We start from the raw sequence: 14514 nt of genomic DNA on the forward strand, positions 1-14514 counted from the left end.
GCGCGGCGGGGGGGGTTTTTTTTTTTTTTTTTTTTTTGGGGGGGGGGGGGCCCCCCCCCCCCACCACAATAAGCCCGCTCACCACAATCGCTCGGAAACCTTGAGCAGAAGGCTATGCCTACCGGGCAACCAATCCCGGATTGAACATCCCCTCAAAACGCACCTTGTTCGCCGCGTAATACGCCGCCACCGCCTTGTCTGCCGTACTCTCCCGCGCCTGCATCATCAGCGCTTCGAGGTCGGCCTGAGGGATCGAGAAATGCGCAAAGAAGTACGCCACCTCGGGGTGTTCCTGGCTGAAGCCTTTACGGGCCATGGCGTGGATCTGCTCCGCGCCGCCGAAAACCTGCTTGGGATCATCCAGATAACGCAGCGACCATTTGGAGAACATCCAGTGCGGGCTCCAGGCGTTGACCAATGACCACTTGTCACGCTTGAGATTGCGGTCCAGCTCGTTGAGCATGCCGCTTTCCGAAGACCCCACCAGTTTGTAGCCCGTCAGCTTGTAATCCTCAATCGCCTTGACGGTGAGCTTGTACTGGCCGTTGCCGACTTCGGAGGTAAAGATCTTGCCGTCGAACTTCTCGCGGATCCCGGGTTTGTTCAGGTCTTCCACGCTGGAGACTTCCGCGACCGGCACCGAAGTGGGTACAGCCATGCCGATTCGCCCTTCATACAGCACGCCAAGGTCTTCAAGCCGGTCTTTGTACTTGTCGTAGAACGCCTTGTGAGTGCTGGGCAGCCAGACCATCGGGATCAGGTCGATATTGCCGTTGGCCAGCGCCTGGAACTGGATGCCGATGTCGGCCATCACCAGCTTGACCGGTTGCTTGAGGTGTTCCTGCAAGGCCGTACTGGCGAGCTTGACGGTGATTTCCGTGTCGGACCAGTTCACCCAACCGATGCGGACCGGTGGTTTCTCCTCTGCGTGGGTCACCGCCGCACTGGCGCCCAGCGCAAGGCCGAACAGGTAGGCACAGGCTTTTTTCCGACAGTGCACATGAGCATTCATCAGACGTCCTCCTAAGGGATGACGCCGATCTTAGCGACGACTTCAGCGCATCGCAATAAAAATGTACATGCATGTAGAGCATTATTGACACACATGTACATTTATCCTAATTTCAGATCGCCGAGCCTGATGATGCCCACTACGGAGCACAGAGTAATGTCCAGCGATCCCCTGCTGCAGCCCTACAAAATCAAGCACCTGACCCTGCGCAATCGGATCATGACTACGGCCCACGAACCGGCCTATCCGGTGGACGGCATGCCGCAGGCGTTGTACCGCGCCTACCACGTCGAACGCGCCAAGGCCGGCGTGGCCTTGACCATGACTGCAGGCTCCGCCGCCGTATCGCGGGACAGCCCGCCGGTGTTCAATAATGTGCTGGCGTACAAAGATGAAGTGGTCGGCTGGTTGAAAGACCTGACCGATGAGTGCCACGAACACGGCGCGGCGGTGATGATCCAGCTGACGCACCTGGGCCGGCGCACACGCTGGGACAAGGCCGACTGGCTGCCGGTGGTCTCGCCGTCACACCGTCGTGAAGCGTCACACCGCTCCTTCCCGAAGAAGATGGAAGACTGGGACATCGAGCGGATCATCAAGGACTACGTCGACGCCGCCGAGCGCATGAAAGCCGCCGGGTTGGATGGCCTGGAACTGCAAGCCTACGGCCATTTGATGGACCAGTTCTGGTCACCGCTGACCAACGAACTGGACAGCCCTTACGGTGGTTCGTTGGAAAACCGCATGCGCTTTACCTTCGACGTCCTGCGCGGCATTCGCCAGCGCGTCGGTGAAGAATTCCTGCTAGGCGTGCGCTACACCGGCGACGAAACCGTGCCCGGTGGATTCACCGCCAGCGAAGGCCTGCAGGTTTCGCACATGCTCAAGGACAGTGGGCTGGTGGACTTTCTCAACGTGGTACGTGGGCATATCGATACCGACGCAGGGCTGACCGACGTGATTCCGATCCAGGGCATGCGCAACTCGCCGCACCTGGATTTTGCCGGCGAAATCCGTGCGTCCACCGGCTTCCCCACCTTCCATGCGGCGAAAATCCCGGACGTCGCCACCGCGCGCTACGCCATTGCGTCGGGCAAGGTGGACATGGTCGGTATGACCCGCGCCCATATGACCGACCCGCATATCGTTCGCAAGATCATCGAGCGCCGTGAAGAAGACATCCGCCCCTGCGTCGGCGCCAACTACTGCCTAGACCGGATCTACCAGGGCGGCGCCGCCTACTGTATCCACAACGCGGCCACCGGCCGTGAAACCAGCATGCCCCATGACATCCCCAAGGCAGCGGTGAAGCGCAAAGTGCTGATCATCGGCACGGGCCCGGCCGGGCTGGAAGCGGCCAGGGTTGCCGGCGAGCGCGGGCATGATGTGACAGTACTGGAAGCGGCGGACCGGCCCGGCGGGCAAATCCGCCTGACCGCCCTGAGTGAGCGGCGTCGCGAGATGATCGGCATCATCGATTGGCGCATGGCCCAGTGCGAACGCCTTGGCGTGAAATTCCACTTCAACACCTGGGCCGAGGCCGAGACGGTGCTGGCCCATGAGCCGGACGTGGTGATCGTCGCTACCGGCGGCATGCCGCACACAGAGGTGCTGGCTCAGGGCAATGAATGGGTGGTGTCGACCTGGGACATTATTTCCGGCGACGTCAAACCGGGGCGCCATGTGTTGATCTTCGACGATGCCGGCGACCATGCAGCGCTGCAAGCCGCCGAGGTGATTGCGCAAAGTGGCGCCAGCGTCGAAATCGTCACCCCGGACCGTGCGTTCGCCCCTGAAGTCATGGCCATGAACCTGGTGCCCTACATGCGCAGCCTGCAGGACCTGGATGTGACCTTTACCGTGACCTATCGGGTCGAGTCGGTGGAGAAACGCGACGGTCGCTTGCTCGCCCGCTTTGGCAGTGACTACGGCGCGGTGCACAAGCAACGGGTGGTCGACCAGGTGGTGGTCAACCATGGCACGATTCCCCTGGATGACCTGTACTTCGACTTGCGCAAGCATTCCAGTAATGGCGGCGCGGTTGAGCAGCAGGATTTGATTGCAGGGAACGCGCAGAACATCGTGACCAACCCTGAAGGTTGCTTCCAACTGTTCCGGATCGGCGATGCAGTGGCCGCACGCAATACCCATGCGGCGATCTACGATGCGTTGCGGTTGGTCAAGGACCTTTAAAAACGCTCAAACACCCCCGGTGTGGTTTCGGCATAGCCAAACGCCCCATAGAAGCGGTCCAGTTCGCGCCGCTTCAAGGCCTTGCCGGTGAACACGCTGACATACTGGGGAATACGCCGGAACCGCACCACCACCTCTTCGGTGGTGTTCATCGAGATATAGCCGATCTGCGTCAGGTAGATGGTCCGCGCACGCACATCAGCCGCCTCTTCATCGTAGCCAAAACGTCGGAACATCCCGGTCAGGGCATTGATGCGGGTGTCATCAGCCTGCGCGATTTCTGCCGCGACTTCCGCCGATTGCATCGCCCAACTGCGTACGGCAAATTCGAATTGTGAGTCGAACAGCTCCGGGTTCAACCAGCACTCGAAGACGTTGAGAATAGCCTCGGAAATACTCTCGGCATAGCGGTCGCACTGGTGCACCAGGTTGCCGGTGTTCTTGTCGCGCCATCGGGTCAACAACGCAGCAAGCAGTTGCTCCCGATCTTCGAAAAACCAATAGAAACTGGTGCGTGACAAGCCAAGCTGCTTGGCCAGGGGCATCACGCGCACGGCGTCGATACCGGACTCTTTCAGGGCCGCGTAGGCGGCGTCCAGCCACACATCGACCGAGCCGCGCCAGCCTGTGTCCTGGTTCTTGCCTCGCGGTTTTGCGGGTTGCGACATCCTTGGGTCACCTTTACCTGGGAATTGCCGGTCACTCTACACGCCCAAGCAGGACAGCGCACAGAGAGTGTACAGCGACGTACATTTCGCCCTTGGCCACCGCGCTCAACGCCACTCAACTCGGCTGCGGATGAAGACTTGATCCAGCGGGTGATCAATGCCAGGGAGCCGGGCGCATAAGCATGACGCCCCAGCCCTGCGAACAGATACTCTTTCCATACGGGCCACTGCGTTACCAATTGATAATTGAACAGGCTAGCCCTTAACAAGCTGTGAGTGGCGTCGGGGATCACTACCGTTTGTCTTTGCCTGACGCCTGCAAATAGATCCCGGTAGAGACGCGAGTCCTCGGCAGTATCGACGTTCAAGTCCAGCGCACCCCAGATCGCCAATACCGGCCCCCTCGTGGTCTTCAATGCCGCCGTCACATCTTCGTTGTAGTTTTTCTGGACGAAGTTGAAATGGGCCGCGTCCATGCGGGGAAAAAGGTCAGGGTTGTAGGTTTGATCCGACGCGCCGAAAACCCGGTCGTTCTTCGCATATTCGGCCTTCACGGCTGCGTCGATTTCATCCTGGGTCCGCCCTTCATCTGCCATTCGTACCCGCGTGTAGTACATGCCTTGTCGGCGCCAGTTCACGGCTGCGCCGACAATCACCGAAAAGCCGGGGTCTCCTTCACTGGCGGCGCGTGGAATCACCCAGCCGCCTTGGGAAAAACCCAGAAACCCGACCTTATCGGCTACAACGCCCTTTTGCTCGCGCACCAGGGCAAGTGCAGCCAGGGCTTCCGTGGCTCGATCCGACATCGACTGGTTGAGCCAATTCCCCGTGCTCTGCCCGACCCCCTGTTTGTCCCACGTGAAAACGCCTATTCCGGCGTCGAGCAAACTGTTGATGAGCGGGAAATAGCCGTCGGACGCAAAACGGTCCATGGGCCCATCCCCATGAATGATCAGGACGATGGGCCCCGCTTGCACATCGGGAGGCAATGCCAGCGTCCCAACCAACTGCGCCCCTCCTGAGCGAAACGTCAGCGTCGAAACCCGGGCATTGCTGAACGCCATATCGGACAGATTCTGCAGAATGAAAACAGTCAAGCCCAGCAGCACTGCGCAGATTCCCGCAACGACAAACATCACAAACTTCTTATGCATCCTGATCGCTACCCTGTCTATCGGCCGAGCCTCAGGGGCATGCGACCCAGCTGTTCATGCGGTCAATAAAACTCATCCAGCAAACAGTAGAACGCTATGCGTCGATGATCCGGCTCCACGCCATAGGCCCTGAAAAACGGAGCGACCCAGGCGGCTCCACAGTTACGCTCAATACTTCGGGCGGCCAGCGCAAGATCCTGATAGATGTCACTGATACCGAGCCGACCGCAGTCGATGTAGCCGGTAAAACGGCTGCCTTCCATCATGAAGTTGGGCAGGCAGGCATCGCCGTGGGTGACCGCAAGATCTTGGACCTTGGGACGTGACTCCAACAATTCTGCAAAGGCATCGGCGGCAGTCCGGCCTGTTCGATCATCGTCAAAATCGTCCTCGTCAACGAGGCCAGCAAGCATTCGGCTCCTGGCGATGGCTATGCGCTGCTCCAACGAGTGATCAAAGGGACATAGCTCAACAGGCACCTGATGCAGCGCGCGCAAGGCCGTTGCGAGGATGCTGATGATCTCGGATGGAGACACGCTGGCGCAATCGGACAGATCCTTTCCGGGAACAGCCGTCATCAGCAACCAATGCCGATCACTTTCCGTCGTGGCATCAAGCACTGTCGGCCCAGGCAAGTTCAGCCCGTTCATCCAACCCAGTCGCTCAATCTCTTGCGGCAGCTCGCTGTGTACGCCAATAGGCTCGGCCTTCACGAACAGGTCCTGCGCATCGGCACCGCGGACGCGAAAAACCTCGGCCCCGGATTCGCCAACCATTTGGCGCTCGATCGTCGCCCCATCGAACTGCCGGGACCACTGGGAAGGAAATTTCATCAGCGCTTTACTCTCTTATCAACAAAAGCAGCCATCGTCATTACCAGCCCCCCTTCCTTGCGAGGCAACATTCTTCACCAGCATCGATAAGACAGGAATTCAGGTATCGGCTCATGGGCCGACTCCAGGTGGTGAGTGATGGGGTTGAAGAAAAGCGTACCCGACCTCGAAGACTACGATTACCCAGGCCGCTTCATCGACCGCGAACGCGGCAAGCACCTGGCCAAACGCGCCCTCGAACGCCATCGCAGCGACTATCAGCTCGCTGAAGGCAAAAGCGACCAACCGCTGTTGGTCAGCGGCCACTTCCTACCCCTGACCCAGCACACCAAAGCCCGCTGGAACGACCTATGGCTGCTCACCGAAGTCTTCCACGAAGGCAAACAGCCCCACGTGCTGGAAGAGTCAGTAACCAGCGACACCACCACGCTCAAGGACGACTTTCACCAGGGCTATCGCAACCGCTTCCTCGCCACCCCCTGGGACGTGCCAAATCGCCCAACGCTGAACCACCCCAAACCGCGCATCCTCGGCGCCCAAAGCGCTGTAGTCACCGGCCCCAAAGGCGAAGAAATCCACTGCGATCAATACGGTCGCGTCAAAGTGCAATTCTTGTGGGATCGGGAAGGTTTGTCTGACGACAAAACCAGCTGCTGGCTACGCGTCTCCTCCGCCTGGGCCGGCGCACATTACGGTGGCATCGCCATCCCGCGTATCGGCATGGAGGTGTTGGTGACCTTCCTTGAAGGCGACCCCGACCAACCCTTGATCAGCGGCTGCCTGTACCACAAAGAAAACGTCGTTCCCTATGAACTGCCGGCCAACAAAACGCGCAGCACCTTCAAGTCCCTGAGCACGCCCGGTGGCGGCGGGTTCAACGAACTGCGCATCGAAGACAGAAAAGGCCAGGAACAAATCTTCCTGCACGCCCAGCGCGACTGGGATGAAAATATCGAACACGACCAAAAAATCCGTGTTGGTAATGAACGCCACGACACCGTTGAAGCCAACGCCTACAGCGACTTCAAGGCCGAGGAACACCATACCGTCTACGCCGATCGTAAAGTGGAAGCTCGGGCGGATGACCACCTGACGGTGGCGGTGAACCAACACATCAAGATCGGTATCGGGCAATTCATCGAAGCCGGCCAGGAGATTCATCTGAGCAGTGGATTGAAGGTGGTGCTGGAAGCTGGCAGCGAGCTGACGCTCAAGGCCGGTGGGAGCTTTATAAAGATTGATGGCAGCGGCGTGACAACGAGTGGGCCGGTGATCAATGTGAACTCAGGGGGGAGTCCTGGAAGTGGGACGGGGGCTGCGCCGTTGTTGCCGGGGCAGTTGAAACAGGCGGATACGGACAAGGCCGGGCAATTGTTGGTGCCCGCGCAACGGCAGGCGTTGATGCAGAAGAAGCCTATTTGTGCGATATGCGAAGCCGCCAAACTGGAGGCGCAAAACAATGCCTAACGCCCAATGGCCGCTGGAAAATGGATTACCTCAAGGCCTGCCGTGGAATGGCACGGTGGGTTTGCTGCTGGATGGCGTGAGCGTCGAAAAACTTGCGCAGCACCTGTACCAGTGGGCGCAAAGTCCTGTGTTCGAACCTCTGTACCTCGGCACTCGCTGGGCTGAACTGCTCGATATTTCCCCATGCCTGGTGCAGATAAAAACGCAAAGCGATCCTGTCCTGACCCAGTTCCTGAACGCCTCCCGCAAGGAGTGGGGTTATCTGGTATTCAGCGACCACTCGTGGGATCACATGGTCACGCACTTGCGTTGGCTCACCAGCGTATTGCACCCGCAAGGCGAAGAAGTGTTGTTACGCATCGCCGATCCCGCCGTCACCCACGCCCTGCTCGTGCATGCCAAAAGCATCAAGGATCCAACCTTGTTCGGCCCTTGCACACAAATCGTCACCACTGATGCCGCACTCGGCTGCTGGCACCTGAACCAGCGCCCGGGCGATGCACCGAAGACCGATCACGGCAAACGCTATCGATTGAACGATGAGCAACTCAGCCTTTTAGATGAGGTGAATTTTCGCAATGTAGTCATGCGCCTCGACCGACACATGCACGAATACTTCCCAAACTATCAGGCTCATGCGACCCCACTGCAGCGCTGGGAACATCTGCATGCGCTTGCATCGACCGCCTACGCTCGTGGGTTCAACACCGAACTCGATATAACGCTCTACGCCAATATTCACGGCTTCCTCGGCGAGCAAGCGCTTGAGCAGCATCCCGATCTCAACACACTGCTTGAGACCTCATCAGAAAAGACGTCGACCCAACGCATCGAATACATCGCCAATGTCGCCAAGGAAAGGGCTGAAAGCCTGCAAAGGAACCCGGTATGAGCACCTCGACACCTGCAGGAAAAAACCCTAACAACGTCAACGTCAGCCGCGATGATGCAAAGAGCTCCACGGGCACCTGCCCGCTGATGAAGGGCAAAATTCAATTGGTGCCGTTACGCTATGGATTGGTCGATGGCACTGCTTTGGATCCGTCGAGCGAGATCGCTGTCCCGTACAAGCTCGGTACTCGCCCGCTTGGCATTCGTCTGCTGCGCGATGGTTGGCTCTATGTGATCGACAGTCAAAATGGTGAACTATCGGAATATCGGCTCATTGATGGCGTGGTCAGCGCGATGCTCTGGCAAGGGAGAGAAGTCCAAAATGATAGTCGGGAACAGCCCATCAAAAAACCTGTTTTGGCGTATTCCAAACGCAGTACGCTCTATGTCAGCTATTCCGAAATACAGTGGACCGCAAAAAAATGTGGTCAGGTACTCAAGAGCCAATCCGAACGCAAGCACTTCATGCAAGCAGTCGATCTGGGGCAGGCCAATTGTGAAACAGGAGGTCCCAGCTTATTGACGCCTGCTTTGGCCGAACGCTGGTTAGCCGAGGTCGCCACCGCTCGCATTCAGAGTGAGCAAATTGCACAGGATGAGGCGGCGGCAAAAGCACGGGATGAGGCTGACAACCTTGAACGGCGCAAACGAGGCCAGCCGGAAATAAAAACTCCGCTCTCTCCCAAGGTCCAGGTCTACAGCTACCCCGAACATGAACGTATCCCCTATTTGTGGGAAATGCCGCAACGCTTTCGTGAATCGTCGATGAGCCCTCTGAGCAGTTGCATCGAGGAGGAGTACCGGCAAGACGTATTGTATTTGGTGGTAGAGGATCATATTGGCGTCCTTCGCGATCTTGCCAACTATCAGGATCAAGTGGTCGATTGGATCGATACATGGGCCAAAGGCGGATCGCAAGACCGTGCCAACGAGCGTGACTATCTGCTTGCCTGCTATATCGAATCGTTGACTCTATTGACCCGAAAGGATATCGGCGCACTGGCTGACGCCAGTGATGACCCGGCCATCAAACTGATGCTCGGCGACCTGGATAAAATGAAGGAACCTGAACAAGGTACAACACGCCAACTCCTAGTCGAGTACCTCAACAAAGGCGGGTTGCCCACTCCGCCGCAAGGAAGTCCTGTACCGCCAGAACTTACCCGATTGCAACAGCAGGCACAGGACGAGGCGATGCAAATAGAGCGCTTCCTTTCGCCCGCACCCGACCACACGGCATTGAGTCGGAGCATCGAAGACATTGATCGTCGCTATTACACGCGGGAACACTTCAACGGAGCGCCACAAGACTTCGTCGAGAAACATTTCGAAGCCCTGCTTAAACTCGGTAAAGAGCAGGACCGCCGAATCAAGGATGCCCTCAATGGCGCCAAGATGGGCCAACGCGGTATCAATGAGCTGATCGACCGTAAAGCGATGGAAGACGCGCTGTCCGAGCACCGCCCATCACTCAAGCGTTGGAACACGCTACTGGACAATATTACGGCTGATCGAACAGCCATGCTGTGCGCCGGGCGTTTTCATAAAAGTGCCTGGTACTACGACCCGCAGAATACCAAACAGGTTGGCCAAGCCTTTGCGACCGAATACGCCTGCCTGAGGGATATTTGCCGAAGTGATGAAGCCTGCAATCTGATTCTCCAGTACCTGGAAAAAGAACCGCAGTTCAGCCGCCCCATGTTTTATGCCCTGCCCTACAGTGAACAGACGGCTGTCTGGGCCCAGTATGCATTCGCGCCGGCGGCTGGTATGACGCTGTTCAACAGCGCGCTCGAGCTTGTGAAAAAGCTTCAGGAAATCGAGAGTCCCCGTTTGCCGGCCCTCGACATGCTCCCGGAAGACACCCGTGCGGTCGCCGACGCCGCACAGCAGACCATGAGCCCGGCGCTCAATCGTGGCATTGAAAATGTGTTGGCTGACTTTGATCAGGTGCTCAAGGGACAGCCGATGCCTGATCTTGATCAGCTCTTTCGTCGTTTACCCAAGGCTCTACCGACCCGAATTCTGGATGCGGCAAAACGTGAGGGCGTGACCTTTACCGTCGCAACGGATGACGAGAAAACCGCGCTTAAAAGAACACTCAAGGATTTGTTCAACGAAAAAGAACACCTGCAAAAACTCAATCGCAAGCGCAACAAGGTAAAACAGACGGCAGGGCACCGGTCATCTGAAGCTCAACGGCTACAGGGTGAAATAGAGAGCGCCCGCCAGCAGTTGGCACGCACCGAAGCTCGCCTGGCCGGTGCACTCAGCCCTATTGGCGCCTTACCCGACAACAGCGTCCGGGTGTACGGGGCAACGCCCGTACGCGCGGGCATAACGGTTGTATTTCCTCCGGCGAGCCAGCAAGAAATATCAGGGTTGATGAGGAACTTCAGGAACGGAGCAAAGACCGCACCAAAACTGAATCTGATGGGGGATGGGGCGGCGTTGTTGTTGTTTGTTGTACAGGCTTTGAATCTGCGGCAAGTGGTGGCTGACACCAGAAGTCAAACCAAGAACAAGCGCATGCTGTTACCTGTTCTCAGCGCAGCAATTGCTACTGCTACCGCAGGTTTCGCTGCCGCTCAAGGTGTATTCGATACAGCACTGACCGCTCGCAGCTCAGTGTTGGCCAAAGGGTTGCAGAATCACGCAGTCGCCCATGTACAGGTTCAGATGGGAAAGTTGCACATCGGTTTGGGAGTGGTGACTTATTTATTCGGGGGGGTCGCTGCCGGTCTCAGCCTCAAAAGCCATCAAGGCAATTGGGAGCAAGCCGTCCGCAGCGGCAACGACGAGGCTCAAGCCGGGGCGATTCTATCGATGGTGGGTTCAGGCGGTTTGCTGGCAAGCAATATGTATGGCCTGGGTAACACGCTTTACGCAACGTCTACCGTACTTGCGGCCGAGCAAGGGGCTGCCAGAACCACTGCATGGGCCGCCTCCGGTGTCCGGCTATCACGCGTTTTTTTCCGCGCGAACCTGGCCGGCGCACTGTTTACGGCATTGGAGTTTGGCGGCAACTATGCTTACAACTACTACAACACCAGTGCCTATGACCAATGGTTACAAAGTACCCCGTGGGGGCTAGACGCGAGTAAACGCCAATCGCTGAGTCTGGCTGAATACCAAAACGCCTTGATCGCGATAGTACAGGCACCGTCTGTGCAGGTCGGACGTGTCGAATACGACGCCTGGTGGAAAAACCTCCTGTTGAGAGCCAACATCGGCGATATCCATTTGCTGTTACCCGGGCTGGATACAGCCGCATTTCTGGCGCCGCTGGGAGCCAATCCCAGCCATCAGTTGCACATCGGCGCGTACCGCATTGATAAGACTCGCGTAGACAGGTTCCTGTCCAGCGAACGCTTGGAGCCTCTTAGCGAGGCCGTCGACGCCAGACTACGCCGCGTGGACGACAATCAGATCATTCTCTGCGTCGGGTACCCCAAGCCCGACAAGCAAATTCAAAATAAAATCGGTGAGGAGTTGATGCTGGTTGTGGCCATTCAAAGCCCTGATTCCAGCGGGCTGCCGCAACAAAAAACCCACTACATTCGTTTTGACCCAAGGGGCAGTGGCGCCTTCCCTTCGGTTGATCGAGCCACATCCCTCCCCCACGCACTGCTGCTGCCAGTAGAGCCTCTGATGCTGGAGTTGGTTGCGCATGTCTGAACCCCTTGATATCCCCCCGATCGATCCGGCGGCAATGAAAGTGCACCGCGCGGGAGACATCGAACCGTTTCCCTCTGGCTACACCACGTACTTGGCACCGCTACCGTTGCCTACCGAGGCATCGCCCTACAGCCCTTATGTGAGTGATCTGAACGACACGTACCTGGACTTTGGTGGCGGCAAGCCTCAAGTATTTTCATGGCAGATGACATTGGGTGGTCCTTTTACCACTGCGTTCTTGATGATCTTCGGTATCCCCCTGATTGTCGGACTGATCGCTGCGGCCAGTGGGTTTGGATTGGCTGAAATCGTGGAACTCAGTGAAGGTCTTTTCCTTACTGCTCGAGAACCTGTTATCTGGATGTATTTGTGTGGCATGAGCATCGGTCTCTTCGTATGGCTCTATGTCCACAACCAATACACAGAAGTCATTCCCACCCGCTTCAACCGCCAACGCCGCGAAGTCTGCTTCATGCCCAGAGGGGCGGAGGTTCCACTGTTTGTACCCTGGGAATCACTTTCCGCCTGGGTCGTGCAGGCACAAGGCGCGACACAGTATGGTGTGACCCGCCAGTACGGCATGGGCATGGGGTTTCATCATGAAGGTGAACTGGTCCGCGTTGAGTTCATGTGTGGTGGCATGCAGCTGGCGATTGCCCATTGGGAGGCCGTTCGCGCCTACATGGAATACGAGATCCATGACCTCAAGAGCATCCAGGACCCCATGGACCTGCAAGGCCCCGACGATCCGCCCCATGAGGGCATGCACACCTTCCGCAATGCCCGCGCACGCCTGCACCGTAGGATCCGTGAAAAGGAAGTCGGCTGGGTGTACGCTTTTTTCTGGTACCTCTACCACGTCATGACGTGCTGGACATTGCCCAACCGCCTCGTCGAATGGGAAGTGAAACGCATCGCCAGGGTCGGCCGCAAAAAATTGCCTGAAGCCATGCAAGCCTGGTCGGCGTCGATCCCTGAGGATCAGTGGGCAACGCCAAGTGAAGAGCTGATTCGCCTGGGTCAACGGGTCAAAGCGCTCAAACAACGCAGGCCGCTGCGCGCGATCACCGAGATTTTTGCCGAGGTGTATCGAAGCGAACAGGATGTGCAGAGTGCTCCTGAACGCAAATCCAAGCGCTCGCGCAAATGACGCAGGAGTTGGTTGCGCATGTCTAAACCCCTTGATATCCCCCCTATCGATCCGGCGGTAATGAAAGTGCACCGCGCGGGAGACATCGAACAGTTTCCCTCTGGCTACACCACGTACTTGGCACCGCCACCGCTGCCTACCGAGGCATCGCCCTACAGCCCTTACGTGAGTGATCTGAACGACACGTACCTGGACTTTGGCGGCGGTAAGCCCCAAGTATTTTCATGGCAGATGACATTGGGTATTCCTTTTACCACTACGTTCTTCATGCTTTTGGGTGCCCCGATTGTTATTGCTCTTTTTGGTGCAAGCTTCGGCTATGGTTGGGATGATATTCGGGATGCGATGCAAGGTGTCTTTCTAGCTGCTTGTGAACCTGCCTTCTGGGCGTATTTGTGCAACCTGGGCGTCTGCCTCGCCGTGTGGCTCAACGCCCACAGTAAATACACAAAAGTCATTCCTACCCGCTTCAACCGCCAACGCCGCGAAGTCTGCTTCATGCCCAGAGGGGCGGAGGTTCCACTGTTTGTACCCTGGGAATCACTTTCCGCCTGGGTCGTGCAGGCACAAGGTGCGACACAGTATGGTGTGACCCGCCAGTACGGCATGGGCATGGGGTTTCATCATGAAGGTGAACTGGTCCGCGTTGAGTTCATGTGTGGTGGCATGCAGCTGGCGATTGCCCATTGGGAGGCCGTTCGCGCCTACATGGAATACGAGATCCATGACCTCAAGAGCATCCAGGACCCCATGGACCTGCAAGGCCCCGACGATCCGCCCCATGAGGGCATGCACACCTTCCGCAATGCCCGCGCACGCCTGCACCGCAGGATCCGTGAAAAGGAAGTCGGCTGGGTGTACGCTTTTTTCTGGTACCTCTACCACGTCATGACGTGCTGGACATTGCCCAACCGCCTCGTCGAATGGGAAGTGAAACGCATCGCCAGGGTCGGCCGCAAAAAATTGCCTGAAGCCATGCAAGCCTGGTCGGCGTCGATGCCAGAGGAGCAGTGGGCAACGCCAAGTGAAGAGTTGATTCGCCTGGGTCAACGGGTCAAAGCGCTCAAACAACGCAGGCCGCTGCGCGCGATCACGGACATTTTTGCCGAAGTGTATCGAAGCGAACACGATGTGCAGAGTGCTCCTGAACGCAAGTCCAAGCGTTCGCGCAAATGACGCTGGAATTTGATCCGCATGCCCACAAATCTTGACATATCTCAACCTGACTCTACGTCGGCTAAGGAAGCTCTGAGCAATTCCTTGAAGTAGTGCCGGGCTCTGCCCGGCAAGATCTGGAACAATGGCCGTTCCTGTTGAGAGCCGAGCATGCAGCTGACATTTGGTGATGCCAAGGCCTAGACAAGCGCAAGCAGACCCTCCGCTAGCTTTTCTTGGGCGAGATGAAGCAGATGGTTCCGTGCAAGTCCCTGCTGAAGCATTGACAGGACTCACGCCTTCCTACCGCCAA

General features: G+C 57.5%; 9 protein-coding genes and 1 pseudogene. 6 read left to right on the forward strand and 4 right to left on the reverse strand.

Annotation, left to right across the window (positions count from 1 at the left end; genetic code table 11):
• Nucleotides 1–118 precede the first annotated feature (118 nt).
• Nucleotides 119–1012, reverse strand: a complete 894-nt coding sequence (locus WH299_RS22700; RefSeq protein WP_123474142.1) for a glycine betaine ABC transporter substrate-binding protein — start codon at nt 1010–1012, stop codon at nt 119–121.
• Nucleotides 1013–1168: 156 nt separating this feature from the next.
• Here WH299_RS22700 and WH299_RS22705 point away from each other — a divergent pair, with 156 nt between their 5' ends.
• On the forward strand, nt 1169–3205 hold the full coding sequence (locus tag WH299_RS22705) for an NADH:flavin oxidoreductase (RefSeq protein WP_339551351.1): 2037 nt from the start codon (nt 1169–1171) through the stop codon (nt 3203–3205).
• Here WH299_RS22705 and WH299_RS22710 read toward each other — a convergent pair.
• The 3 genes from WH299_RS22710 to WH299_RS22720 all read right to left on the reverse strand — a co-directional run bounded on the left by WH299_RS22710 (nt 3202) and on the right by WH299_RS22720 (nt 5860).
• Complete coding sequence (locus WH299_RS22710) at nt 3202–3873, reverse strand: TetR/AcrR family transcriptional regulator (RefSeq protein ID WP_068933995.1); 672 nt, start codon at nt 3871–3873, stop codon at nt 3202–3204. The genes WH299_RS22705 and WH299_RS22710 overlap by 4 nt on opposite strands.
• Nucleotides 3780–5027 (reverse strand): alpha/beta hydrolase family protein, encoded by a 1248-nt coding sequence (locus tag WH299_RS22715; RefSeq protein WP_339551353.1) that lies wholly within the window; start codon nt 5025–5027, stop codon nt 3780–3782. The genes WH299_RS22710 and WH299_RS22715 overlap by 94 nt, the downstream gene beginning before the upstream one ends.
• 62 nt (nt 5028–5089) lie before the next feature.
• The gene (locus tag WH299_RS22720; protein ID WP_339551355.1) at nt 5090–5860 is read right to left on the reverse strand and encodes an APH(3') family aminoglycoside O-phosphotransferase; all 771 of its coding nucleotides are present in this window, start codon (nt 5858–5860) and stop codon (nt 5090–5092) included.
• A 159-nt stretch (nt 5861–6019) separates the two neighbouring features.
• On the opposite strand from WH299_RS22720, the pseudogene tssI reads away from it, so the two are divergent.
• The 5 genes and pseudogenes from tssI to WH299_RS22745 form a co-directional block, all read left to right on the forward strand.
• Nucleotides 6020–7327, forward strand: a pseudogene (gene tssI / locus WH299_RS22725) (type VI secretion system tip protein TssI/VgrG); the annotation flags it as partial.
• A 55-nt stretch (nt 7328–7382) separates the two neighbouring features.
• Nucleotides 7383–8219: a DUF4123 domain-containing protein gene (locus WH299_RS22730; RefSeq protein ID WP_339551357.1), complete on the forward strand. Its 837-nt coding sequence runs from the start codon at nt 7383–7385 to the stop codon at nt 8217–8219.
• Nucleotides 8216–11896 (forward strand): toxin VasX, encoded by a 3681-nt coding sequence (locus WH299_RS22735; protein WP_339551358.1) that lies wholly within the window; start codon nt 8216–8218, stop codon nt 11894–11896. The genes WH299_RS22730 and WH299_RS22735 overlap by 4 nt, the downstream gene beginning before the upstream one ends.
• Nucleotides 11889–13046, forward strand: coding sequence for a hypothetical protein (locus WH299_RS22740; RefSeq protein ID WP_339551359.1), 1158 nt, complete (start codon nt 11889–11891; stop codon nt 13044–13046). Before WH299_RS22735 ends, WH299_RS22740 begins: the two co-directional genes overlap by 8 nt.
• Before the next feature lie 18 nt (nt 13047–13064).
• Nucleotides 13065–14222, forward strand: coding sequence for a hypothetical protein (locus WH299_RS22745; protein WP_339551361.1), 1158 nt, complete (start codon nt 13065–13067; stop codon nt 14220–14222).
• Nucleotides 14223–14514 lie beyond the last annotated feature (292 nt).

The sequence above is a fragment of the Pseudomonas sp. MYb541 genome (assembly GCF_037479595.1).
Taxonomy (GTDB): domain Bacteria; phylum Pseudomonadota; class Gammaproteobacteria; order Pseudomonadales; family Pseudomonadaceae; genus Aquipseudomonas; species Aquipseudomonas canadensis.

Excerpts from the sequence above, each read along its gene's own strand:
- WH299_RS22700 (WP_123474142.1), bottom strand. The coding sequence starts at position 1,012 with ATGAATGCTCATGTGCACTGTCGGAAAAAAGCCTGTGCCTACCTGTTC.
- WH299_RS22705 (WP_339551351.1), top strand. The coding sequence starts at position 1,169 with ATGTCCAGCGATCCCCTGCTGCAGCCCTACAAAATCAAGCACCTGACC.
- WH299_RS22710 (WP_068933995.1), bottom strand. The coding sequence starts at position 3,873 with ATGTCGCAACCCGCAAAACCGCGAGGCAAGAACCAGGACACAGGCTGG.
- WH299_RS22715 (WP_339551353.1), bottom strand. The coding sequence starts at position 5,027 with ATGCATAAGAAGTTTGTGATGTTTGTCGTTGCGGGAATCTGCGCAGTG.
- WH299_RS22720 (WP_339551355.1), bottom strand. The coding sequence starts at position 5,860 with ATGAAATTTCCTTCCCAGTGGTCCCGGCAGTTCGATGGGGCGACGATC.
- WH299_RS22735 (WP_339551358.1), top strand. The coding sequence starts at position 8,216 with ATGAGCACCTCGACACCTGCAGGAAAAAACCCTAACAACGTCAACGTC.
- WH299_RS22740 (WP_339551359.1), top strand. The coding sequence starts at position 11,889 with ATGTCTGAACCCCTTGATATCCCCCCGATCGATCCGGCGGCAATGAAA.
- WH299_RS22745 (WP_339551361.1), top strand. The coding sequence starts at position 13,065 with ATGTCTAAACCCCTTGATATCCCCCCTATCGATCCGGCGGTAATGAAA.